Genomic DNA, 23,250 nt, shown 5'->3' with positions numbered 1-23,250 from the left:
ACCCTGGCTCATCGAGAGACTCGATCATCGAGATACTTTATGAGCGAGATATTCCTTCCATGATGCTGAGGTTCACATGAGGGGCACGCAGCCCTGGGTCAGGTGGCTCTTCCCGGCCCTGGCCGTCGTCATCTGGCTGGGCGTCGGGGGCGGGCTCGGCCCGTTCGCCGGCAAGCTCGGTGAGGTCGCCACCAACGACCAGGCCGCCTTCCTGCCGCAGGACGCGGAGTCCACCCGGGTCCTGGAGGCGGGCCGGGCCTTCGACCGGGCGGAGACGATCCCGGCCATCGTCGTCTGGACCGTCGACGACGCCGGGGACCGCGCCGACGCCCACCAGCAAGCCGCCACCGCGGCGATGGCCACGCTGGAGGGGCAGCCCGGCGTCGCGGGCCCGCCCTCCCCCGTCATCGTCTCCGCGGACGGCCTGGCCCTGCAGAGCGTCGTCCCGCTGGCGGCCGGCGCCGACGACGAGACCCGCACCGAGGCCATGACCGCCCTGCGGGAGGCGGCCGACGGCGTGCCGGGCACCACCGCCGCGCTCGCCGGACCCGCGGCCAGCCAGGAGGACCTGTCGGAGGCCTTCGCCGGCATCGACGGACTGCTGCTGGGCGTGGCGCTCACCACCGTGCTCATCATCCTGCTGCTCGTCTACCGCAGCGTGCTGCTGCCCCTGGTCATCATCACCGGCTCCGTCCTCGCCCTCTGCCTGGCGTGCGCCGTGGTGTACGCGCTGGCCGACCGGGACGTGCTGCGGGTGGACGGACAGGTGCAGGGCATCCTGTTCATCCTGGTCATCGGCGCCGCCACCGACTACGCGCTGCTGCTCGCCGCCCGCTACCGCGAGGAGGTGACCGGCGCCGGACACCCGTACGCCGCCGCCCTGGCCGCGGTACGCCGCTCCGCCGGCGCGATCGTCGCCAGCGCCGGCACCGTCGGGCTCGGGCTGCTGGCCCTGCTGGCCAGCGGCCTCACCAACAACCGGGCGCTGGGCCCGGTCGGTGCCATCGGCATCGCCTGCGCGGTGCTCAGCACCCTCACCTTCCTGCCCGCCGTGCTGGCCCTCCTCGGCCGCGCCGCCTACTGGCCCGCCAAGCCCAAGCCGGTGCCGAGCGGCACCGAGGGCCGCGGCATCTGGCAGCGGGTGGCCTCCCTGGTGGACCGCAGGCCCCGCCGGGTCTGGGTCACCACCGCCCTGGTGCTGGCCGGCTTCGCCGCCCTCTCCCCCACCCTCGACTCCCGGGGCACGCCACTGGACGAGATCTTCGTCGGCGACGCGCCGTCCGTCGCCGCCCAGCAGGTGCTCGGCGAGCACTTCCCCGGCGGCTCCGGCAACCCGGCCGTGATCCTGGCCGACGCCGGGCACGCCGCCGAGGTGACGGCGGCGGCCGGGGCGACCGACGGCGTCGCCGCCGCGGCACCGGTCACCGCCTCGGGACGCCCCGGCGACGGCCCGCCGCTGGTCGTCGACGGCACGGTCCGTATCGACGCGACGCTGGCCGACTCGGCCGACAGCGAGGCCGCCCAGCGCACGGTCGAGCGGCTGCGGACGGCCGTGCACGCGATCGACGGCGCCGACGCGCTGGTCGGCGGCTACACCGCCCAGCAGTACGACACCCAGGAGACCGCGAGCCGGGACCGGCTGATCATCGTGCCGATCGTCCTGGTCATCATCGTGGCCATCCTCACCGTCCTGCTCCGCTCGCTGCTGATGCCGCTGCTGCTGGTGGGCACCGTCGCGCTGAACTACCTGGCCACCCTGGGCATCTCGGCGCTGCTCTTCCAGAACATCCTGGGCTTCTCCGGCACCGACGCCTCGGTACCGCTGTACGGGTTCGTCTTCCTCGTCGCGCTCGGTGTCGACTACAACATCTTCCTGATGTCCCGGGTGCGCGAGGAGACCCTGACGGGCGGGGTCCGGACGGGCATGCTGCGCGGGCTCGTGTCGACCGGCGGGGTCATCACCTCGGCCGGGGTGGTGCTGGCGGCCACCTTCAGCGCCCTGGCCGTGATCCCGCTGTCCTTCCTGGCGCAGATCGCGTTCATCGTCGCCTTCGGCGTGCTGCTCGACACCCTGGTGGTGCGCTCGCTGCTCGTCCCGGCGCTGGTCATGGACATCGGCCCGCGCGCCTGGTGGCCCAGCGCCATCGGACACCGGGGCGCCGCAGCCGCGCCGCGGAAGGAACCGGCGGGCCGAGCCGGCTGACGGCGCGGCCGGCGGCCGGTCCCCGGCGGGCGGATTACCGCCTGGCGGGGACCGGCCCACCACCGGGACTTCACAGGAAGACCCCGCACTGGTAACACCCGGGCTCTACGCAAAGCACGGAAGTCCCCTTAGGCTGTGGCGTGTTCATCACCACCTGACGCACCATGCGCACAACATCCGTGGGGAGGGCACACCGTGGGCGCACACGCGATGTCGGTGCTCGGACTCTCGGCCGCCGAGGAGAGCGTCTACCGGCACTTCCTGCGCAACCCCCGCACCTCACCCCGCGACATCCACGTCGTCCTGCGCTCGGACGCCGCCGAGGCCGGGCGCGCGGTGGAGCGGCTGCGCGAACTGCGGCTGCTCCAGGGGGACGACGAACACACCTGGGCAGCCGAGCCGGACACCGCCGTCCCCCGGCTCGCCGAGGACCGGCTGGAGACGCTGCACCGGGAGATGCGGCACCTCACCCACACCCGCGCCATCGTCGACTCGCTGCACCGCGAACGGCCGGGACCCGCCGAGCAGGGCGCGCCCGCGCCCGGCATCGAACGGCTCGAAGACCTGCGGCTGGTGCGCAGCCGCATCGACGACCTGTCCTTCTTCGCCCACTTCGAGGTGCTGTCCGCCGAGCCGTACGAGGCGCTGACCAAGGAGAACATCGAGCACGCCCGGCCGCTGGACCTGCGCTGCCTGCGCCGCGGGGTGCGCATCCGCAACCTGGTGCGGGCCGTCGCCCTCCGGGACACCCTCACCCTCGGCTATCTGCGCGAACTCACCGCGCACGGCGCCCAGATCCGGGTCGCGGACGAGTTCTCCGAGCTGATGCTGATCTACGACCGGCACACCGCCCTGGTCCCCATCGACCCGGCCGACACCTCGCGCGGGGCGCTGTGCGCCCGGGAGACGGCGCTCGTCGGCAACATCATCACGCTCTTCGAGCGGCTGTGGGAGAGCGCGCGCGACTTCCGTTCCCTGGTGGACGCGCCGGACCGGCAGGCCCCCGGGCTCTCCGACATCCAGCTGCGGGTGCTGCGCCGGATGTGCGCGGTCAGCAAGGACGAGACCGGCGCCCGGGAGGTCGGGGTGTCCCTGCGGACCTACCGCCGGCACATCGCCGATCTGCTCCAGCTGCTGGACGCCGAGAACCGCGCCCAGGCCGCGCTGCTCGCCCGCGACCGGGGCTGGATCTGAGCGCGGGGATGCCGGCCCCGGGGCGGCCCTCAGCGGCCGATGGTGAACCGCAGCTCCGGGCGTTCCCAGGTGATCTTCGGCGGTGACGGGGCGACCGTGCCGACCCGCTGGGCGCCCAGGCTCCGGTAGAACCCCTCGGACGGCGGGTGGGAGACCACCCGGACCTCGGTGAGACCGGCTTCCGCTGCCCGGCCGGTCATGTGGGTGATGAGGAGCCGGCCCACTCCCCTGCCCTGCGCCTCGTCCGCCACGAACGCCAGGTCCAGTTCCGGCGGATCCACCACCAGCGCGTAGAAGCCCAGCAGGTGCCCGGACGCGTCGACGGCCATGAACACCTCGTGCCGTTCGATGTACTCGGGGCCGACCCGGTAACCGGAGATGATCGAGGCGTACGCGCCCCGGTAGGCGCTGGACTCCTGGATCAGTGCGGTGAGGCGCTCCGCATCCCGGGCGACGGCGCGCCTGATCGTGATGGACGGCATCCGTCCAGTGTAGGAGCGTGCGCCCGGCCCCGGCCGGGCCCTTCAGCCGCCGTCCGGTCCCCGGGGTTCGAGGCGCCAGCGGCCGAGGGCCGGGTCGCGCAGCGCCTCGTGTACCGCGGACCGTGCCCGGGCCTCGTCCGTGCCGGGCGGCCCGGGCGGGGCCGGGCCGACCCACAGCGCGATGCGCGCGGCGGTCGCCTCGTGGCGGTAAGTCCAGCGGGCGGGCAGCAGGCTCAGCAGCCGCACCAGGGCGATCTCACCGTCCTCGCCGGCGGCGGTGAGCACCAGCGCGACCGCCGGACGGCGCTCGGTCACCGGAGGGGCCCCAGTGCCGGTGGCGGCAGCCGGTGCTCGCGGCGCAGCGCGGAGCGGGCCGCCAGCCAGCCGCTCATGCCGTGCACGCTGGGTCCGGGCGGGGTGGCCGCCGAGCACAGGTAGACGCCGGGCAGCGGGGTGCGGTAGGGGTCCCAGCGCGGCACCGGGCGGGCCAGCGACTGGCGCAGGGTGATGGCGCCGGTGCCGATGTCGCCGCCGACGTAGTTCGGGTTGTACGCCTCGTAGGCGGTGCCGGGGATGCCGCGTCCGGCCAGCACCGTGTCGCGGAAGCCGGGCGCGTACCGCTCGATGGCGTCCCGGATCAGCGGCAGCGGGTCGCGCCGGTCGCCGGGCGGCAGATGGGCGTAGGCCCAGATGGGCCGCTTGCCCGGCAGGGCGCGTCCGGGGTCGGTCACGGCGGGGTCGACGACCAGCACGAAGGGCCGCTCGCCTGACCGGCCGGCGGCGTTCGCGCTCTCCTGGGCGAAGATCTCCGGGGCGGTGCCGCCCAGGTGCACGGTCCCGGCGCGGCCGACCGGGCGGGCGCGCCACGGGATGGGGTCGGAGACCAGGAAGTCGGCCTTGCCGGCGGCCGGGCCGTAGCGGTAGCGGGACAGCGCGCGGGCGTAGCCGGGCGGCAGCGCGGGACGGGCCAGTTCCAGCAGGGCGCGCGGCGAGATGTCGAGCAGGATGGTGCGGGCCGGGGCCAGTTGGCCCAGGTCGGTGACCCGGTGGCCGGTGAGGATCCGGCCGCCGTGCGCCTCCAGGTCGTCCGCGAGCGCCCGGGCGATCCGGTGGCTGCCGCCGCGCGGCACCGGCCAGCCGGCCTGGCCGTGCGCCAGGTGGGCCAGCAGCAGCCCCACGGCGGCGCCCGGCAGGGACGGCAGCGGTCCCATGGCGTGCGCGGCGGCCCCGGCGAACAGCGCCGCCGCCTCCTCGCCGCGAAACGCCCGGTGGGCGCCCGGGGTGCCCAGCCGCAGCGCCCGCGCGGCCAGCAGCGGGCCGGCCGGCAGCCCGGTGGTGCCGCGCATGCCGGACAGCAGCAGGTCGGTGACGTCGCGGCTGCGGGCCAGCAGGGGTGCCATCAGCCGCCGCCAGCGCGGGCCGTCGGGGCCGAGGCCGGCGCAGGTGGCGTCCAGGTCGTGCCAGGCGAGCGCGGCCCGGCCGCCGTCCAGCGGGTGGGCGTAGCTCAGTTCGGGGCGCAGCAGTTCCACGCCGCGCGCCGCGAGGTCGAACTCGCGGAAGAACCGGGCGGCGCCCGCCATCGGGTGGACGGCGGCGCACACGTCGTGGCCGATGGCGGAGTCGAACAGCCGGGCCTGGCGCAGTCCACCGCCGAGGGTGTCGGCGGCCTCGTACACCGTGACCCGCAGCCCGGCCCTGGCCAGGGTGACGGCGGCGGCCAGCCCGTTGGGGCCGCTGCCGACCACCGCCGCCTCGCGGTTTCCGTCGCCCACCGTGCGCCGCCGTCCCCGGCTCACTGCCAGCCGTTGGCGCAGGGCCGGGTCCAGTCCTCGCGGCTGCACTCCTCGCCCGGTCCGGGCGCGGTGGGGCCGGGCTCGGGGCGGAGGCGGTCCGCGTCGCCGCCCCCGCCGGGCGCCGGGTCCTGCGGGGCGTCGATCGGCTTGCCGCCCACCAGGCCGGCCGAGGCCGGTGCCCAGCCGCCGGAGGCGCCGCCTCCGCCGCTGCTGCCGCCGCCGCCCTGGTGGGCGGATACGGCGTCCTGGGAGGCACCGGCGGTGAGCGCCGTCGCCTGGCCCGCGGTGCCGCCGAGCAGGGTGACGGCGGCGGCGAGGGCGGCCAGCCGGACGGCGGCGCGCCGGGCCCGTCCGGGTCGGGTGGGCGTCGCCGGGTGCGGTGCCCGGTGTGTGTCGAGCGGATGGGTCGTCATCTGCCGGCCTCCTCAGCCACGGCCAGCCTCCGCTGCCGTGTCGGAATGGGTGATCCGTGTGATCGGTGGGGTCCCCGTGGGTGCGACATGCCGAATCTGCCAGCTGCGGCGGCCGGGTGACAGCGGGTGTGCTGGCAGTTCACTGCAGCCCCGCCGCAGCATCCTGCCGTCCGGCCACCGCCGCGGGCCGGCCACTGAGCTGGGTGGCGGCCAGCCGGCGGTACAGCTCGTCGCGTTCGTACAGTTCGGCGTGGGTGCCCCGGTCGCGCACCCGGCCCGCGTCGAGGACGACGATGTGGTCGGCGTCCACCACGGTGGAGATCCGGTGGGCGATGGCGATGACCGCGCACCGGCGGGAGACCCGGTCCAGGACCTCGCGCAGCGCGGCCTCGGTGTCGGAGTCGAGGTGCGAGGTGGCCTCGTCCAGCAGCATCACGGCCGGTTTCTGGAGCAGTACCCGGGCGATGCACAGCCGCTGGCGCTGGCCGCCGGACAGCCCGGTGCCCTGGTCGCCGAGTACGGTGTCCAGGCCGTCCGGCAGCTGGGCGACCACCGGGGCGAGCCCGGCCAGTTCCACGGCGTCGCGGATCTCGGCCTCGGTGGCGTCCGGCGCGGCGTACGCGATGTTCTCGCGCAGGGTGCCGCGCATGACGGGGCTGTCCTGCTGGACGTAGCCGACCCGGCCGCGCACCCGGGCGAGCGGGAGGGCGGCGATGTCCCGGCCGTCGAGCAGGACGCTGCCGCGGCGGGGGCGGTAGAACCGTTCGATCAGCTGGAACACGGTGGTCTTGCCGGCGCCGGACGGGCCGACCAGGGCGGTCAGTCCACGGGCGGGGACGGTGAAGGAGACCTCCGCGAGGACGTCGCGGCCCTCCTCGCCGTAGCCGAAGGCCACCTGCCGGAACTCGACCGCCGGGCCCACCCCGGCGGGGCCGGGCGCCGGGACCGGCTCCGGCGCAGCGGCGGGCCCGGACGCGGAGATGGCGACGGCGGGCGGGTCGTCCTCCTGCGGGATGCCGACGAGTTCGTCCACGCGCTGGATGGCGGCCCGGCCCTGCTGGTAGGCGGCGATGCTCATGAAGACCAGCACCAGCGGCGACACCAGGTAGAAGAGGTACATCACGAAGGCGGTGAAGTCGGCGAGCCCCAGCGAGCCGGTGGCCACCCGCGCCATGCCGGCGCCGACCACGGCGGCCAGGGACGCCTGGAGCCCGACGTTCATGGCGGGGGTGAGCACCGAGGCGTAGGCGCTCACCCGTACCCCGGAGCGGCGGACGCGCTCGGCCAGCCGCCCGATGCCGGCCTGCTCGCGCTCCTCGGCGCGGGCCGCCTTGACGGTGGTCAGCGCGGACAGCACCCGGTGCAGGTCGGCGCCGAACTCGCCGGTCTCCTCGCGGTTCCGGAGGGCGACCACGCGCAGCCTGCGGGCCAGCCACAGGGAGAGGGTGCTGGCGACGCCGATGCAGCCGAGCGCCAGGAGCAGCAGCCACACGTCGATCCAGGCCATCATCACCACGCAGCCGATGACGACGAGTCCGTTGACGGCGATCTGGGCCAGGCTCTGGGAGAGCGCGATCTTCACCAGCGAGGTGTCGGAGACCAGCCGGGTGTGCACGTCGCCCTGCCGCCGGGCCTGGAAGGCGGCCAGGTCCGCGCGCAGGACGCGGCCGGTGAGGAGGACCCGGGAGTCGCGGACGATGTTCTCGCCGGCCTTGCCGATCAGATAGCCCTGGGTGGCGGAGAGTACGGCGTCGGCGAGCAGCAGCGCGCCCAGCAGGACGATGATGCCGGCCACCGGGTCGCCGGCGCCGGCCGCTTCGATGAGGTCGGAGACGATCACCGGCTGGACCAGGGTGGAGCCCACGCCGACGATGCCGAGCAGCAGTCCGCCGGCCAGCAGCAGCCGGTGCCGACGGGCGAGGCCCCAGATGGTGCCGGGCCGGTCAGCGGTGGGCGGCGTCGTCATGGTGCGCGGCTCCTTCCGGCTGGGCGTGGACGTAGCGGCTGATGTGCATGGGGCCGTCCTCGCGGTAGGGGCCGCCGGTCCAGTCGGCGAGCCGGTCGGCGAGCACGAGACCGGCGTCGGCGGCGTAGGCGTCCACCTCTGCCGCCGCGGTCAGCCGGCTCAGTTCGCGGCCGACGTGGCTGCCGCCGTTCTCGTGCCAGATGTGCGACGCCTCCCACAGGTTGGTCTCGGGGTGGAGGGTGGAGTACGTCTGGAGCCCGGTGCCCGGCCAGGGGTAGGGGGTGAAGTAGGCGGTGCGCCGGCGTCCTTCGTGCAGTCCGTGGACGAAGGCGGGGTTGTGGGTCTCGATCACCAGGCTGCCGCCGGGTGCCAGCCGGGCGGCGGCGCGGGCGACGGCCGCCCGCTGTTCCTCGGGGCGCAGCAGGATGGACAGGGTCGCGCACACGCAGTAGACGAGCCCGTAGTGCCGGTCGTCGCGGTAGGTCCTGATGTCGGCGTGCACGGGGGTGACCGGGACGCCGGCTTCCGCGACGGCCTCGCGGAGCAGGGCCAGCATCTCGGGCGAGGAGTCGACGCCGGTGACCGGTCCGGCCAGCCGGGCCAGCGGGACGGCGATGCGGCCGGTGCCGGCCCCGAACTCCAGGGCGCCGCCGCCGGGGTGCCAGTCGGCGAGTTGCCGGGCGGCCCGGTCGGCGTACCCGTCCTTGGGGAAGATCCGGTCGTAGAAGGAGGCGAAGACCCGGCCGTAGCCGCTGTCCTCGACCGGCGGGCCCGGGGTGTGCGCGGTGCCGGTGGTCCCGGTGGTCCCGGCCGTGCCGGTGGCGGTGCTCATGAGCCCTCCCGGGCGCGGCCGGCCCCGGCGGGCCGGGGCAGCGGGTTGTAGGGGGAGACGAAGACGATCTCCGGCTCCTCGGATTCGTCGTAGCCGGCCACCCGGACCATCGTGAACTGGAAGCCCTTGACGTCCCCGGCGCCCCGCTCCGCGATGTGGCGGGCCAGATGGGCGCTCAGCAGCCGGTAGGCCGGCTGCCGGGTGACGACGCCGAAGCCCTTGTCGAGCGACTGGAGGATTTCGCTGCCCACGTCGAAGACGGCCTTCTCGGGGCGGCGTCCGGGGAACCACACGATCTGGCCGGGCCGGCGGCCCTGGATGACCTCGACGGGGTGCCAGGGTGAGGTCTCGCCGGCCTCGTTCAGGGTGCGGTAGCAGATCTCGAAGTCGTGCTGGGCCGGGTGCGGGGCGAAGAAGCGCCAGTTGGGGAAGGCGGCGTTCAGCCGGTCCTTGCGGGGCACCCGGTGGAAGGAGAGGTTGGGGTGCTGGGCGGCGAGGGTGCCGAGCAGCAGCAGGCCGGCGGTGATGCGGGCCGGGGCGCCGGGGCCGGTGAACGTGGCGCGCAGCGCGGTCAGTACGGCGGGGGCGGTGGTCACGACACCTCCCGGGCGGGGGTGCGGTCCGGGGAGGCGGTACCGGCGGTGCCGGGGCGGTGCGCGGTGGAGTCGAGGAAGGCGAGGATCCGTTCGCCCGCCTGGAGCGCGTACTCGGCCCGGGTGAGCAGGCTGTCGTGGTCGGCGCCCTCGATGACGGACTCCTGCACGAGGCGGCCGGCGCCGCGGTGGGCGGCGGCGAGTTCGCGGTGCAGCAGCAGTTGTTCCGGGTCGCGGTCCACGGTGTGCTGGGCGGAGAGCACCAGCGCGTGGGCGGCGACGGGCGGCAGTTCGCCGCTGTGCCCGCGGAAGTCCTGCTCGGTGGCCCGCCATTCGCGCTGCCCGGCCTGCCACATCCGGGCGTCCGCGTACTGCTGGAGGGCGCGGGCGCGGAAGGGCCGGGGCAGGTTGTCCACCCACGAGGGCCGGTTGAGCAGGACGCCCATGCCCATGCGCAGGCTGTTGGTGAAAGTGCGGATGGCTCCGGTGAGCCGCCGGGCGGACTCGTCCTGTTGTTCGGAGCGGTGCAGTTCGGCGGGGTGCGAGCTGTCCAGGTAGACGACGGCGTGCACCCGGTCGCCGAGCCGGACGGCGGCGCGGCGGGCGAGTTCGCCGCCGAGCGAGTGCCCGGCGAGGACGACCTGCCGGTGCGCGGGGACGGTCTGGGCGACGAGGTCGACCAGGTCGTCCACCGACTCCTGGAGGGTGTACGGGCGGGTGCCCGCGTACCGGCTGGGGCCGTAGCCGGCCCGGCTGTAGGTGAGCAGTTCGTGCGCCGAGCGGATCCGCAGGGTCTGGGTGAGCCAGCCGAAGTGTTCGGGCAGGGCGGTCAGGCCGTGTACGAAGACCACCACCGGGCCGCTGCCGTCCGCGGAGAGGGTGGTGTCGTACGCGAGCCGGTTGCCGTGCCGGGTGGTCACCCACTCGGTGCCGGGCCAGCCGTCGGTCACCCGCAGCCGGCGGGCGGTGGCCAGGGCTCCGGCGAGCGCGACGCCGCCGGCCAGTACCAGTGCCGCGGCGCGCGGCGCCCGGTCGTCGCGGCCGGCGACGGCGGGGTGGTGGGCGGGGGTGCTGGTGTAGGCGACCATCGGGTGCATGGCGGCGAAGGAGGTGACGAAGCGTCCCAGGCCCATGACGAAGCCGTTGGCGAGGTGGAAGGAGACGGTGGTGGCGAGCACCGGCCTGGCCAGCTTGCCGCCGCGCAGATAGAGGACGGGGAAAAGGCATTCGAGCGCGAGCACGCCGTGGGCGAGCGCCCGGGCGGCCCGGGGGTGGCGCCGGGTGAGCTGCCACAGATGGCGTTCGCCGTAGGTGCGGGTGCGCAGCACCCCGCCGAGGGCGGCGCCGGTGCGCCAGTCGCGGCCGAGCAGCTTGACCCAGCCGGAGACCAGGTAGGACAGGTTCGACTGGAGCGCCACGTACCACAGCAGGGCGTCCTGGGTCTGCGGCGAGGTGGAGAGCCGGGCCAGTCCGGTGGCCGTCTGGACCATGCCGGACGCCTGGTCGGAGCCGTCGGAGCCGAGCCGGTGGTGGGGGTAGAGCGCGGCGCCGGAGAGGCCGAGGAAGAGGTTGGCGGCTCCGCGCCAGCGGCCTTCGCCGGGCAGCAGCAGCGCGGCGCTCGCCGCGACGCGGGCGGCGTACAGGGCGGTGGTGGTGCGCTCGTGCGCCAGGATGTCGAGGGCTTTGCGGACCGGGCGGGAGCAGTCGGCGTACAGCTCGCGGTTGATGGACCAGTCGTTCAGGCCGCCGGGGCGGATCTGGCTGCGGTCGCTCAGGAACTCCAGGCCGGACACCAGCGAGGTGGCGGCCGACAGCCGTTCGGAGAGGCCGATCGCCTGCCGCCGGCCGACGGGCACCGGGCCCAGCAGTGCGGCGAGCAGCTTTTTCGGCGGGGTGGGGAATCGTCTCATCGTCGCCTTCCCTTGGCGGGTCCGAGGAAGCGGGGTGGGGCCGGTACCGGCCGGGGCGCTCGCACGGGGCCGGTGTCCCGGCCGGTACCGGTGGCACGGCTGGGGTCAGGTGATGATGGGTTCCATCGAGCCGCCGGCGGCCTGGCGGCCGGCTTCGAAGGCGGCGACGATGGCGGCGCCCGCGCCCACGCCGCCCGCGAAGGCGACAATGGTCACGGGGGTGGCGAGCACCGGCTGGGCCGGGGAGCGGCGGCCGGCGCTGTCGAGCACCGAGAGGTCCGCCAGCGCGGCGCACCCGTTCAGATAGGCGGTGGTTCTGGACATGGTGTGACGTCCTTTCCGTATCCGGTCGTGCGGTCCCCGGCGGGCGCCGGGGGGGGTGAGGGGCGGCCGGTCCGTGCTCAGAGCGGCAGCTTGGAGTCCTGGTCGCCGGCGGAGGTGACGCAGACGGAGACCTGGACCGCCGAGTGGACGAGGCAGAGCACGGCCTCGGAGGTGCCGCTGGCCAGGCCCGGGGCGTCCTCGGTCAGTTCGGGCAGGTGGCGCAGGGCGGCGGGGAGCCGGTCCGCGGTGGTCACTGGATCACCGGTTCGGTCTCGCCGCCGACCATGCGGCCGACGACATAGGCCCCCACGACGATGGTCGCCCCGGCGGCGAAGGCGGCGGCCGCGGCGGGCGTGGCCAGGACGGGCGATGCGGCGGTGCCGATGTCCCCGGGGGAATCCTCCAGCAGCGGGCCGGACACGGCCCGCTGGGCGAACGGGGTGGATCGCGCCATGGATCTCTCCTGTCATCCGGGCGGCGGTCGCTCCGCCGCCGGACAGAACCCTCCCGAACCGGCCGGGGGCGGGGAAGGCGCGGCGGTGGCACGAGGCTGCACCCGTTCGGCAGCATCGTGCACGGCGGGGCGGCGCTCCGGCGGCGCCCGGGCGGCTCTGCGGTGGCTCGGCGGGGTCCGGCCGGGGCAGAAAACTGAGCGAACGGTCGTGCTACTATCTCTCCCCGGGCACCAGGGACTCACCGGAGAGGGCATCCATGCATCCGACCGTCGCAGCACTGGGCACGGCCCTCAACACCACCGCCGGGATCGCCCCGTCCCTCGCCGGCCGGGCCGCCTTCGCGGTCTTCCGGCGGCCCGTGCGGCGCGCCCGGATCGGGGAGACCGACCGCTCCCCGATCGCCGCCGCCGAGCGGGGCGCCCTCACCATCGGCGGCAAGAACGTCGTCACCTACCGCTGGGGCACCGGAGGGCGGCCCGTACTGCTCGTGCACGGCTGGAGTTCGCGCGCCTCCCGGCTCGCCCACCTGGCCACCGCGCTGCACGCCCGCGGCCACACCGTCCTCACCTTCGACCTGCCCGGGCACGGCGCGTCCGGCGGCACCACGACCACCGTGCTGGAGTGCCGCGACATCATCCTCGAACTCCAGCGGCGCCACGGGCCGTTCCTGCTGCTCGCCGGCTACTCCTTCGGATCGCTCGCCTCGTTCCTCGCCGCACGGGAGGGGGCGAGGACCGAGGCACTGGCAGGGATAGCCGGGGTGAGCCGGTTCGATCATCTGGTGACCGGATTCTGCCGCGAACTGCGGCTGTCCGGCTGGGCCGAGCCGGAACTGCGGACCCGGGTGGAGCACCGGCTCTTCCCCGGCGAGCCGGACATCTGGCGGCGTTTCAGCGCCACGCACGCCCCGGAGCGGATCGCGGTAGGGCAGATCCTGCTCGTCCACGACGAGGACGACCCCCGGGCCGGGGCGGAGCAGGCCCGGGAGACGGCACGCGCCCACGGGGAGCGGGCGGAGCTGTTCCTCACCCGGGGGCTCGGGCACCACCGCGTCATCACCGCCCCCGCGGTGACGGCCCGGGTCGCGGACTTCGCCGACGCCGTGCGCGACCGCGCCGCCACGCCCTGACCCGGCCGCCGACCTGCGCTCAGCCGCCCGCCGCCGGCCGGTACCGGACGTCCACCACCGCCGTCCGGTCGCCGCCGTGCACCAGATCCAGCCGTACGGGGGCACCGCCGGGGTTGTCGAACAGCCGGATGCCGTCCCCGAGCAGCACCGGAGCGAGGTGCAGATCGATCTCGTCGATCAGCCCCCGCTCCAGCAACTGGCGCCCGATCGAGGCGGACAGCACCTCCACGTTCTTTCCGTCCGCCGCCTCCAGGGCGATCCGCGCCGCCTCGGCGACGTCGCAGTCCAGGAACGTCACCCCGGCCACCGGCGCGGCGTCCTGCGGATGGTGCGTCAGCACGAACACCGGCCCCTGCCAGTCACCGCCGTAGATGCCGCTGACGTCGGGGAACGCGTCCCAGCCGTCCCGGCCGCCCAGCATCGCGCCGGTGGAGGCCGCGTACTCCTCCAGCTGACCGGGCCGGAAGGCGAAGTCCGTCATCCAGTCCATCGTGTGCCCGGGTCCGGCCACGAAGCCGTCCAGCGACATGGTGAAGTGCCACAGCACCTTGCCCTCGGCACGCCGGGGCGCGATGTCCGTCATGGAGGTGTCCTCTCCTCGAACGGTTCCGGCTCTCACGTCCGGCCTTCCGGAACCATGACTCGGCGGATCCGTGGAACTCATCGGTCCCGGCCGCGTCGGCCCGCCCGATCCGCCCCGCGGGCGGCCATGATTGGACAACGGACCTGGCAGGCGAAGGGATCGTCATGAGTGCGGAAGAACAGCGGCCGGCGGACGGGCTGCGCTGCCTGGTCACGGGCGCCTCCGGGTACATCGGCGGCCGGCTGGTGCCGGAACTGCTCGCGGCCGGCCACCGGGTCCGCTGCCTGGCCCGCACCCCGGCCAAGCTCCGCGACCACCCCTGGGCCGGCGAGGTCGAGACGGTCCGGGGCGATGTGACGGACGCCGCCTCGGTCGCCGAGGCCCTGCGCGGCATCGACGTCGCCTACTACCTGGTGCACGCGCTGGGCACCGGCTCCGGCTTCGAGGAGACCGACCGCCGGGCGGCCGAGACCTTCGCGGAGGGTGCTCGTGCCGCAGGGGTGCGGCGCATCGTGTACCTCGGCGGCCTCACCCCCCGCGACGTACCCGAGCGCGAACTCTCCCCGCATCTGCGCTCGCGGGCCGAGGTCGGCCGCATCTTCCTGGCCGGGCCGGTGCCCGCCACCGTGCTGCGCGCCGCGGTGGTCATCGGCTCCGGCTCGGCGTCCTTCGAGATGCTGCGCTACCTCACCGAGCGGCTGCCGGCGATGATCACCCCCCGCTGGGTGCACACCAGGACCCAGCCCATCGGCGTCCGCGACGTGCTGCGCTATCTGGTCGGCTCGGCCGGCATGCCGGCCGAGGTGAACCGGGCGTTCGACATCGGCGGCCCGGACGTCCTGACGTACCGGGACATGATGCGCCGGTACGCCGCCGTCAGCGGACTGCGGCGGCGCGTCATCGTGCCGGTCCCCGTGCTCACCCCCACCCTGTCCAGCCACTGGGTGGGGCTGGTCACCCCGGTGCCCGCCGCCATCGCCAAGCCGCTGACCGAGTCGCTGCGGTACGAGGTCGTCTGCCACGAGCACGACATCACCCGGTACGTCCCGGACCCGCCCGGCCGGCCGCTGCCCTTCGACGACACCCTGGCCCTGGCGCTGCGCCGGATCGGTGAGGCGAAGGTCACCACCCGCTGGTCGAACGCCGCCGTACCGGGCGCGCCCAGCGATCCGCTGCCCACCGACCCCGACTGGTCGGGCGGCAGCCTCTACCACGACGAGCGGTCCATGCCGGTGACCGCCTCCCGCGAGGCGCTGTGGCGGGTGATCGAGGGGATCGGCGGCGACAACGGCTGGTACTCCTTCCCGCTGGCCTGGGCCGCCCGCGGCTGGCTGGACCGGCTGGTCGGCGGGGTCGGGCTGCGGCGCGGCCGGCGCGACGCGCAGCGGCTGCGGGCGGGCGACTCGCTGGACTTCTGGCGGGTCGAGGAGATCGAGCCGGGGCGGTTGCTGCGGCTGCGGGCCGAGATGCGGCTGCCCGGGCTGGCCTGGCTGGAGATGTACGCGGAGACCGACGCCGAGGGCCGTACCCGCTACCGGCAGCGGGCGCTGTTCCACCCGCGCGGGCTGGCCGGCCACGCCTACTGGTGGTCGGTCTCCCCGTTCCACTCCGTGGTCTTCGGCGGCATGGCTCGCAACATCGCCCGGGCCGCCGGACAGGGCCAGGGCGCCCCGCGCCGGGGGTGACCTGCGCCCGGAGTGCGGATCGGGGGCCATACCCCCGGCCCGGCCGGGTAGGGGCGGCCGGGAGAAAGGATCACCCCGGGGCGCGACACGCGACCGATCGAGTGCTTCGGGGGATGCGGGCCCCGGGACCCCATGATCATGACGGGCCGTCAGCCGCCGTGCGCGGCGACCGGCGCCCGCGGGCCCGCCGGGCCCGGCCGCGAACGTGGGAAGGAGCACCGTGCTGACGCTGCTGGGTGTCCACCTCCTGGTGGCCCTCCTGCTCCCGTTGCTGGCGGGCCGTTACCGGCGGGCGGCCTGGCTGCTCGCGGTGCTCGTGCCGCTGGCGGCGGTGGTCTGGGCGGGGCTGTGGACCGGCCGGGTCCTGGACGGGCACGTGCCGCAGGAGACCCTGTCGTGGGCCTCCGTGCTCCAGCTGGAGCTGGTGCTCCGCCTGGACAGCCTGTCGCTGCTGATGGTCTTCGTGATCAGCGGGGTCGGGGCGCTGGTCCTGCTGTACGGGTCGGGGTACTTCGCCGACGGCGGCCGGGAGGCCGGGCTGCTGGTCGGGTTCGCCGGGGCGATGTTCGGCCTGGTGACCGCCGACCATCTGATCGCCCTGTACATCTTCTGGGAACTGACCTCGGTGATCTCCTTCCTGCTCATCGCCGGGCGGGGCCAGGGCGTGGCCAACCGGAAGGCGGCGGAGCAGGCGCTGCTCACCACGGCCGGCGGCGGACTCGCGATGCTGTTCGGCTTCATCCTGCTGGGCCGGGAGGCGGGCACGTACCGGATCTCGCAGATCGTGGCCGACCCGCCGGCCACCTCCGGGGCGCTGGCGGTGGCCGTGGTGCTGGTGCTGTGCGGGGCGTTCGCGAAGTCGGCACAGGCCCCGCTGTCGGCGTGGCTGCCGGCGGCCATGGTGGCGCCGACCCCGATCAGCGCCTATCTGCACGCGGCGGCGATGGTCAAGGCCGGTGTGTACCTGGTGGCGCGGCTGACGCCCGCGCTGGCCGAGGTCCAGCCCTGGCAGCCGGCGGTGCTGGCGATCGGTCTGCTCACCATGGTGCTGGGAGCCTGGCGGGCGATGCGGCAGACCGATCTGAAGCTGCTGCTGGCCTACGGGACGGTCAGTGAACTGGGCATGCTCACCGCGCTGCTGGGCGCGGGCGGCCAGACGGCGATGCTGGCCGGTGAGGAGATGCTGCTGGCGCACGCCTGTTTCAAGTCGGCGCTGTTCCTCACCGTGGGGGTGCTGGAGCGCTCCACCGGCACCCGGGAGTTGCACCGGCTGTCGGGGGTCGGCCGGTCGATGCCGGTGGTGTGCGGAGCGGCGGTGCTGTCGGTGGCGTCGATGGCGGGGCTGCCGCCGCTGGTGGGCTACCTCGGCAAGGAGGCGGCGTACGAGGCGATGTGGCACGCGGACTTCGCGGGCCGCTGGTGGGCGGTGGCGGGTCTGGCGCTCGGCTCGGCGCTGACCGTGGCCTACTGTGCCCGCTTCCTGTGGGGCGCCTTCGCCGTCAAGCCCGGGGTGGAGCGCACGCCGGTGGAGCGGGTGCCGGCAGTGCTGGTGTGGCCGGTGTGCGTGCTGACGGCCGCGTCGCTGCTGCTGGGGGTGTTCTACCGGGTCACCGGCGATCTGACGGTGCCCTACGCGCGCTCCGAGCACTTGGTGCCGGACCCGGCGGGCCCCTACGAGGTGTCGCTGTGGCACGGGGTCACCGGCCCGCTCACCCTGTCGGCGGCGATGATCGTGGCCGGGCTGCTGCTACACGCGGGCCGGGTGTGGGTGGAGCGGGCCCAGCGGCGGATGCCGTCGCTGCCGGACACCCAGCGCGGCTACGAGGGCACGGTGAACGGCCTGGGCCGGCTGGCGGTGTGGTTCACCCGGCACACCCAGGTGGGTTCGCTGCCGGTGTATCTGGCGGTGCTGCTGCTGACGGTGATCGCGGTGCCGGGCACGATGCTGCTGTGGTACCGCCCGCCGCTGCCGGATGTGACGGCCTGGCACTCGGCCGTTCAGGTGCCGCTCGCCGTGGTGATCCTGGCCGCCGCGGTGGCACTGGTGGTCACCGGCCACCGGCTGACGGCGGTGCTGCTGGTGGGGGCGATCGGCTACGGGGTGGCGGGGCTCTTCCTGGTGCAGGGCGCGCCGGATCTGGCGCTCACCCAGTTCCTGGTGGAGACGCTGACGGTGGTGGCGGTGGTATTGGTGCTGCGCCGGCTGCCGGCCGACTTCTCGCCGCTGCGGACCGAGCCGCGCTCCCTGTGGTTCCGGGTGGCGCTGGCGACGGTCGCCGGGGTGTGCGTGGCCGCGCTGGCGGTGACCGCGACGGCGGTGCGGCAGTCGCTTCAGCTGCCGCGCGAGATCATCGAGCGCGCCCCGGAGACCGGCGCGTACAACGCGGTGAACGCCCTGCTGGTGGACTTCCGCGCGCTGGACACCCTGGGCGAGATCAGCGTGCTGCTGGTGACGGTGATCGGCGCGGCGGCGCTGCTGGGGCGGCGCGGGGACGGGCGCGGGCGGCCGGCGGGCCGGCGGCGCCGGCCGGGCGGGCGCAGCCGGGCGGCCGAGCGGTTCGGTGAGGCGCGCTGGGACGTGCCGCGCGAGATGTGGCTGCCGGAGGCGCTGGACGTACCGCGCCGGGAGCGTTCGCTGCTGCTTGAGCTGGTGGTGCGGATGCTGTTCCCGGCCGTGCTGGTGCTGTCGGTGTATCTGCTGTTCGCCGGGCACAGCCGGCCGGGCGGCGGCTTCGCGGGCGGGCTGGTGGCCGGTCAGGCGTTCGTCCTGCGGTATCTGGCGGGCCGGTCGGCGGAGGCGGCGTTCCCGCTGCCGCTCACCCCGCGCTCGGTGGCCGGCGCCGGTCTGGTGCTGGCGGCGGTGACCGCGCTGGTGCCGCTGGCGGCCGGCGGCACGCCGCTGTCCAGCGCCCAGTGGTACTGGGACGTGCCGGTGCTGGGCTCGCTGCATCTGGCGACCAATGTGTTCTTCGATCTCGGTGTGTATCTGCTGGTCCTGGGCGTGTGCCTGAAGCTGCTCTACGCGCTGGACCGGGTGCGTGACGCCGGCGACACCCTGGCGCCCTACGGGGGTCCCGCCAGGAGAAAGGCCGTGACATGACGACGCTCGATCTGGCGATGGCCACCGTGGTGGGTGGGCTCTTCGCGACGGGGTTCTTCCTGCTGCTCGACCGCTCGCTGATGCGGATTCTGCTGGGTGTCATCGTGCTGGGGCACGCGGCGAACCTGCTGCTGATCCTGTCCGGCGGCGCGCCGGCCTCGCCGCCGGTGACGGGGAGCGAGGGGCCGGACGGGCGGCTGGCGGATCCGCTGCCGCAGGCGATGGCGCTGACCGCCATCGTGATCACGTTCGGCATCACCACGCTGCTGCTGGCCATGGTGCACCGGGCGTGGCAGCTGGACGGGCACGACGAGGTGCGTGACGACGTGGAGGACCGCAGGATCGGCACGGTGCACGACCGGGCCGAGGAGCGGGCCGCAGCCGAGTCCGATCTGCCCGCCGACCGGGGGGAGCGCCGATGACGGCCTGGCTGCTGGTGGCGCCGGTGCTGCTGCCCGTGCTGGTGGCGGCGCTGTCCTTCGCCCTGTCCGGGAGCCGGATCACCCAGCAGGTGCTGGGGGTGAGTGTGCTGACGCTGACGCTCACCGACGCGGTGGTGCTGTTGGTGCTGGCGCAGCGGGACGGGCCGCAGGCCGCGTCGATGGGCGGCTGGCCGGCGCCGCTGGGCATCGCGCTGGTCGCGGACCGGCTGTCCGCGCTGCTGCTGACGGTGTCGCTGGCGGTGGCGCTCGCGGTGCTGGTCTTCGCGATCGGCCAGGGCAACGCCGACTTCGGGGAGTCCTCGCCGGTGGCGTTCCACCCGGCCTATCTGCTGCTGACGGCCGGGGTGGGGATGGCGTTCCTGGCGGGCGACCTGTTCAACCTGTTCGTGGCGTTCGAGATGATGCTGACCGCCTCGTACGTGCTGCTCAGCCTGGGGGTCGGCTCGGGGCGGATCCGGGCGGGGATGACGTACACCATCACCAGCCTCACCTCCTCGCTGCTGTTCCTGACGGCGATCGCGCTGTGCTACGCGGCCACCGGGACGGTCAACATGGCCGATCTCGGTCTGCGGATGACGCAGGCGCCGGACGGAGTGGCGGCCACGCTGAGTGTGCTGCTGCTGGTGGTGTTCGGCATCAAGGCGGCCATGGTGCCACTGCACTTCTGGCTGCCGGACAGCTATCCGACCGCGCCGACGCCGATCACCGCGATCTTCGCGGCGCTGCTGACGAAGGTCGGGGTGTACGCGATGGTGCGCACCCAGACGCTGATCTTCCCCCGGGACGATGTGTGGCTGCTGCTGACGATCGTCGCGGTGCTGACCCTGCTCGTCGGGGTGCTGGGCGCGATCGCGCAGGACGATCTGAACCGTCTGCTGTCGTTCGTGCTGGTCAGTCACATCGGGTTCATGCTGTTCGGGCTGGCGCTCTTCGACGAGGCCGGGCTCACCGGCACGGTGCTGTACACGGCGCATCACATCGTGGTGCAGGCCGGTCTGTTCCTGGTGTCGGGGATCGTGGTGCGGCTGTCGGGGACGGCGTCGCTGGCCTCGCTCACCCACCGCGCGCCGCCGCCCCCGGTGGTGGCGGGGCTGTTCATGCTGCCCGCGCTGGCGCTGGCGGGCATCCCGCCGACCTCCGGGTTCGTGGCGAAGTTCGTGCTGCTCCAGGCGGGCGGGGAGCGCAGCGGCTGGCCGGTGACGGTGCTGATCGCGGCGGCGCTGCTGACCAGTCTGCTGACGCTGTACGCGATGACCCGGGTGTGGCGGGCGGTGTTCTCGGCGGGCCCCGACCGGCCGGCGCCGCGCCGGGAGGCGGGCAATGTGCTGATGCTGGCGGCGACGGTGGGCATCGTGGGTCTCGGGGTGGCGATCGCGGTGGGTGCCGGGCTGCTGGGCGAGATCAGCGAGGCGGCGGCCCGGGATCTGGTGGATCCGGACGGCTACCGCGAGGCGGTACTGGGAGGTGGTGACGGATGAGAGCGGACCCCGGTGATGTGCACGAGCCGAGGCCGGACACGCCCGCGAGCCGGGGCAGTGTGCGGCGGCGGCCGTGGCGGTATCTGCCGCCGGTGCTGTGGCTGACGCTGCTGTGGGCGGTGCTGTGGGGGACGTTCACGGTGCCGACGCTGATCGCGGGGGCGGTGGTGGCGGCGGGCACCCAGGCCGCGTTCGGGCTGCCGCCGCGCGGTGCGGAGCGGCGGCACCGGCTGCCCCGGCTGCGGGGGGTGGTGCAGTTGCCGGCCCTGATCGGCTATCTGCTGGTGGACCTGGTGGTCTCCTCGGTGGTGGTGGCCCGGGAGGCGGTGCGCAGCGGTCCCCGGACGCGGTCCGGGATCGTGGAGGTGGAGCTGCGGGCCCGCAGCGACGCGCAGATCGCGACGGTCGCGCTGCTGACGCTGGTGGCGCCGGGCTCCCTGGTGCTGGAGATCGACCGGGAGCGCCGGCTGCTGTACGTGCACGCGCTGCCCCTGCGGGGTGCGGCGGACGCGGAGGGGCGCCGGGCGGCGGTGGCCCGTATCGAGCGCCGGCTGCTGGCGATGTCCAGGACGGCGAAGAAGGAGGGTCCGGCATGACGGTGATGGTCTCCATCGCGCTCGCTCTGCTGTGCGGCGCCGCGCTGCTGGTGACGGTGCGTCTGGTGCGCGGTCCGGCGGCGCTGGACCGGATCGTGGCGCTGGACACCCTGGTGACGCTGATCATCTCCGGGACGGTGGTGGGCACGGTGATCCGCTCGGACGGCATCAGCGGCCATGTGCTGGTGGTGCTGGCCCTGCTCGGTTTCATCGGGACGATCGCGGCGGCCCGGCTGGTCGAGCGGCGGGAGGACATGCGGTGAGCGGGGTCCGGGAGGTCGTGGGGGTGGTCCTGATGCTGGGCGGTGCGCTGTTCTCGCTGCTGGCGGGGGTGGGGATGCTGCGGTTCGCGGACACCGTCTCGCGGCTGCACGCGGCGTCCAAGGCGCAGACGCTGGGCCTGCTGCTGGTGCTGGTGGGCGCGGCGGTGCACGAGGGCGGGCCCAGTGCTCCGCCGCTGCTGCTGATCGGGGTGTTCATGCTGGTCACCGCGCCGGTGATGGGCCATGTGGTGGCGCGGATCGCCTACCGCACGGACGCGGTGGCGCGGGAGCGGCTGACGGTGGATCAGCTGGGCGATCGGCTGAGCCGGCAGGACGCGGCGGAGCCGCCACCTCGCTGAGCGGTGCGGGGCCTTGTACGTTGTGCGGCACGGGCAGGACGCGAGAGGTGAAGGAAGGAGCGGGTATGCCGCTGCGGGGCGAGTACGAACCGAGCAGCCGCCGTGAGGTGCGCGACCAGGTGGCGCTGTACGAGGGGTCGGGCGGCCGGGAGGGGACGACGCTGGCCGAGCTGATCGGGCGGGACGACCCCGAGCGGCGGGATCTGCCGGTGGTGATCCTGACGACGCTGGGCGCGCGGAGCGGCCGGATCCGCAAGACCCCCGCTGATGCGGGTGGAGCACGAGGGCCGGTACGCGGTGGTGGCCTCGCTGGGCGGGGCGCCCCGGCACCCGGTCTGGTACCACAACGTGGTCGCCGATCCGCGGGTGGAGCTCCAGGACGGCCCGGTGCGGCAGGACATGGTGGCCCGTGAGGTGACCGGGGAGGAGAAGGCCGCATGGTGGGAGCGGGCGGTGGCCGCGTATCCGGACTACGCCGCCTACCAGCGGCGCACCGACCGGGAGATCCCGGTCTTCGTGCTGGAGCCGGCGGCGCACGAGCACTGAGGAGGGGCCGGTTCGGCGATCTCCGGCGGGGCGGGGCCGCAGCGTGGCAGGATCGGTGGGTTGCGTTCTGTGTGCTTGTCGATCCGCGCGGAGTGATGGTGACTGATCTGTCGGAGTCGGTCGAATCGGTGGAACAACTCGCCCTGGTGTGGCGGGCGATGGTGCTGGACCGGGACCCCGGGGCGGATGTGCGGGAGCTGCCCGGGCTGGCGGTGCGGTGGGCCGACAGCCGGTTCCCGTTCTGGAACTGTGTCACCCTCACCGGGGCGGGGCTGAACGCCGGGGAGCTGGAGCGGCGGCTGGCGGAGGCTGCCGGCGTGATGCGGGGCAAACAACGCCCGGGGTTCCTGTGGCTGTTCGAGGACCTGCTCGACGCGCGGGCACGCGCCGCGCTGGACGCGGCGGCCGAGCGGGCCGGGCTGCGGTACGCGTTCCCCGGCACCGGTATGGCGGGCGATCTGCTGCCGCTCCCCGAACCGTCCCACCCCGAGCTGACGTTCGCCCGGGTGACCACGGAGGAGCAGCTGCGGGCGTACGCCGATCTCAACGCGCGCGGGTACGGGTTCCCGCTGGAGGACGGCCGCGACGGGCTGGCGGGTTCGCGACTGTGGAAGCGGGAGGCGTACGCGTATCTGGCGCTGCGTGGTACGGAACCGGTGGCCTGCGCCGGGACGTTCCCGGCGGACGGCCGGCTCTTCGTGGCGCTGGTGGCCACCGACCCGCGCCACCAGCGCCGGGGGTACGGGGAGGCGGTGACCCGCAAGGCGCTGTACGAGGGCGCCCGCGCCACCGGGCTGACCCGCGCCACGCTGCACGCGACGGCCGCCGGGGCGCCGGTGTATCCGCGGATCGGGTTCCGGCCGAACTCGCCGATCCGGTTCTACGGCCTGCGGGACTGAGCCG

Annotated in this window: 23 protein-coding genes and 1 pseudogene; 12 read left to right on the top strand and 12 right to left on the bottom strand. The window is 74.5% G+C overall.

Translation table 11 applies throughout. The annotated features are described in order from the left end of the window. The first annotated feature begins 76 nt into the window (after positions 1–76). Both BM385_RS07340 and BM385_RS07335 read left to right on the top strand, forming a co-directional pair. A complete protein-coding gene (locus BM385_RS07340; RefSeq protein WP_093842517.1) occupies positions 77–2,203 on the top strand; it encodes an MMPL family transporter in 2,127 nt (708 codons plus the stop codon). 210 nt (positions 2,204–2,413) lie between these two features. Continuing rightward, on the top strand, positions 2,414–3,397 hold the full coding sequence (locus BM385_RS07335; protein ID WP_019435959.1) for a hypothetical protein: 984 nt from the start codon (positions 2,414–2,416) through the stop codon (positions 3,395–3,397). Between the two features lie 29 nt (positions 3,398–3,426). On the opposite strand, the gene BM385_RS07330 is transcribed toward BM385_RS07335, so the two are convergent. The 11 genes from BM385_RS07330 to BM385_RS27050 form a co-directional block, all read right to left on the bottom strand. Beyond that, positions 3,427–3,879, bottom strand: coding sequence for a GNAT family N-acetyltransferase (locus tag BM385_RS07330; RefSeq protein ID WP_093842516.1), 453 nt, complete (start codon positions 3,877–3,879; stop codon positions 3,427–3,429). Positions 3,880–3,921: 42 nt separating this feature from the next. Then, entirely contained in the window at positions 3,922–4,194 is a 273-nt protein-coding gene (locus BM385_RS07325; RefSeq protein WP_019435958.1) for a hypothetical protein, read from the bottom strand. Next, positions 4,191–5,651, bottom strand: coding sequence for a phytoene desaturase family protein (locus BM385_RS07320; RefSeq protein WP_026047811.1), 1,461 nt, complete (start codon positions 5,649–5,651; stop codon positions 4,191–4,193). Before BM385_RS07320 ends, BM385_RS07325 begins: the two co-directional genes overlap by 4 nt. A gap of 20 nt (positions 5,652–5,671) precedes the next feature. Beyond that, positions 5,672–6,085, bottom strand: coding sequence for a hypothetical protein (locus BM385_RS07315; protein ID WP_093842515.1), 414 nt, complete (start codon positions 6,083–6,085; stop codon positions 5,672–5,674). A 139-nt stretch (positions 6,086–6,224) separates the two neighbouring features. After that, positions 6,225–8,051 (bottom strand): ABC transporter ATP-binding protein, encoded by a 1,827-nt coding sequence (locus BM385_RS07310; protein ID WP_093842514.1) that lies wholly within the window; start codon positions 8,049–8,051, stop codon positions 6,225–6,227. Further along, positions 8,029–8,883 carry a class I SAM-dependent methyltransferase gene (locus tag BM385_RS07305; RefSeq protein WP_093842513.1) on the bottom strand — a complete coding sequence of 285 codons (855 nt, stop codon included), beginning with the start codon at positions 8,881–8,883 and terminating at the stop codon, positions 8,029–8,031. Before BM385_RS07305 ends, BM385_RS07310 begins: the two co-directional genes overlap by 23 nt. Next, entirely contained in the window at positions 8,880–9,479 is a 600-nt protein-coding gene (locus BM385_RS07300; protein ID WP_093842512.1) for a hypothetical protein, read from the bottom strand. Before BM385_RS07300 ends, BM385_RS07305 begins: the two co-directional genes overlap by 4 nt. Then, positions 9,476–11,386, bottom strand: a complete 1,911-nt coding sequence (locus tag BM385_RS07295) for an alpha/beta fold hydrolase (protein WP_093842511.1) — start codon at positions 11,384–11,386, stop codon at positions 9,476–9,478. Before BM385_RS07295 ends, BM385_RS07300 begins: the two co-directional genes overlap by 4 nt. Positions 11,387–11,491: 105 nt before the next feature. Then, complete coding sequence (locus BM385_RS07290; protein WP_019435952.1) at positions 11,492–11,710, bottom strand: hypothetical protein; 219 nt, start codon at positions 11,708–11,710, stop codon at positions 11,492–11,494. A 77-nt stretch (positions 11,711–11,787) separates the two neighbouring features. Beyond that, positions 11,788–11,964, bottom strand: a complete 177-nt coding sequence (locus BM385_RS27055) for a hypothetical protein (protein ID WP_019435951.1) — start codon at positions 11,962–11,964, stop codon at positions 11,788–11,790. Then, positions 11,961–12,164 (bottom strand): hypothetical protein, encoded by a 204-nt coding sequence (locus tag BM385_RS27050; protein WP_019435950.1) that lies wholly within the window; start codon positions 12,162–12,164, stop codon positions 11,961–11,963. The genes BM385_RS27055 and BM385_RS27050 overlap by 4 nt, the downstream gene beginning before the upstream one ends. Positions 12,165–12,421: 257 nt before the next feature. Between BM385_RS27050 and BM385_RS07285 the strand changes: the two genes are divergently transcribed. Beyond that, positions 12,422–13,294, top strand: a complete 873-nt coding sequence (locus BM385_RS07285; protein WP_175542934.1) for an alpha/beta fold hydrolase — start codon at positions 12,422–12,424, stop codon at positions 13,292–13,294. Between the two features lie 19 nt (positions 13,295–13,313). Here BM385_RS07285 and BM385_RS07280 read toward each other — a convergent pair whose 3' ends face one another. Next, positions 13,314–13,877: a dihydrofolate reductase family protein gene (locus tag BM385_RS07280; protein WP_093842509.1), complete on the bottom strand. Its 564-nt coding sequence runs from the start codon at positions 13,875–13,877 to the stop codon at positions 13,314–13,316. A 164-nt stretch (positions 13,878–14,041) separates the two neighbouring features. On the opposite strand from BM385_RS07280, the gene BM385_RS07275 reads away from it, so the two are divergent. The 9 genes and pseudogenes from BM385_RS07275 to BM385_RS07235 all read left to right on the top strand — a co-directional run bounded on the left by BM385_RS07275 (position 14,042) and on the right by BM385_RS07235 (position 23,246). Continuing rightward, the gene (locus BM385_RS07275; RefSeq protein ID WP_093842508.1) at positions 14,042–15,562 is read left to right on the top strand and encodes an SDR family oxidoreductase; all 1,521 of its coding nucleotides are present in this window, start codon (positions 14,042–14,044) and stop codon (positions 15,560–15,562) included. A gap of 220 nt (positions 15,563–15,782) precedes the next feature. Further along, a complete protein-coding gene (locus tag BM385_RS07270) occupies positions 15,783–18,662 on the top strand; it encodes a Na+/H+ antiporter subunit A (RefSeq protein ID WP_175542933.1) in 2,880 nt (959 codons plus the stop codon). Then, a complete protein-coding gene (locus BM385_RS07265) occupies positions 18,659–19,084 on the top strand; it encodes a Na(+)/H(+) antiporter subunit C (RefSeq protein WP_093842506.1) in 426 nt (141 codons plus the stop codon). Before BM385_RS07270 ends, BM385_RS07265 begins: the two co-directional genes overlap by 4 nt. Further along, the gene (locus BM385_RS07260) at positions 19,081–20,583 is read left to right on the top strand and encodes a Na+/H+ antiporter subunit D (RefSeq protein ID WP_093842505.1); all 1,503 of its coding nucleotides are present in this window, start codon (positions 19,081–19,083) and stop codon (positions 20,581–20,583) included. The genes BM385_RS07265 and BM385_RS07260 overlap by 4 nt, the downstream gene beginning before the upstream one ends. After that, positions 20,580–21,179: a Na+/H+ antiporter subunit E gene (locus BM385_RS07255; RefSeq protein ID WP_093842504.1), complete on the top strand. Its 600-nt coding sequence runs from the start codon at positions 20,580–20,582 to the stop codon at positions 21,177–21,179. The genes BM385_RS07260 and BM385_RS07255 overlap by 4 nt, the downstream gene beginning before the upstream one ends. Continuing rightward, the gene (locus BM385_RS07250) at positions 21,176–21,442 is read left to right on the top strand and encodes an MrpF/PhaF family protein (RefSeq protein ID WP_019435395.1); all 267 of its coding nucleotides are present in this window, start codon (positions 21,176–21,178) and stop codon (positions 21,440–21,442) included. The genes BM385_RS07255 and BM385_RS07250 overlap by 4 nt, the downstream gene beginning before the upstream one ends. Continuing rightward, positions 21,439–21,801, top strand: a complete 363-nt coding sequence (gene mnhG / locus BM385_RS07245) for a monovalent cation/H(+) antiporter subunit G (protein WP_019435396.1) — start codon at positions 21,439–21,441, stop codon at positions 21,799–21,801. The genes BM385_RS07250 and mnhG overlap by 4 nt, the downstream gene beginning before the upstream one ends. A 65-nt stretch (positions 21,802–21,866) precedes the next feature. Next, positions 21,867–22,347 (top strand): annotated as a pseudogene (locus BM385_RS07240) (nitroreductase family deazaflavin-dependent oxidoreductase). A 95-nt stretch (positions 22,348–22,442) separates the two neighbouring features. Beyond that, on the top strand, positions 22,443–23,246 hold the full coding sequence (locus tag BM385_RS07235) for a GNAT family N-acetyltransferase (RefSeq protein WP_019435398.1): 804 nt from the start codon (positions 22,443–22,445) through the stop codon (positions 23,244–23,246). Positions 23,247–23,250 lie beyond the last annotated feature (4 nt).

The sequence above is a fragment of the Streptomyces harbinensis genome, assembly GCF_900116145.1.
In the GTDB taxonomy this organism is placed as follows: domain Bacteria; phylum Actinomycetota; class Actinomycetes; order Streptomycetales; family Streptomycetaceae; genus Streptomyces; species Streptomyces carpaticus.
Note: the sequence above shows the minus strand (reverse complement) of the source record. Positions and strands in the feature narration are given on the sequence as shown.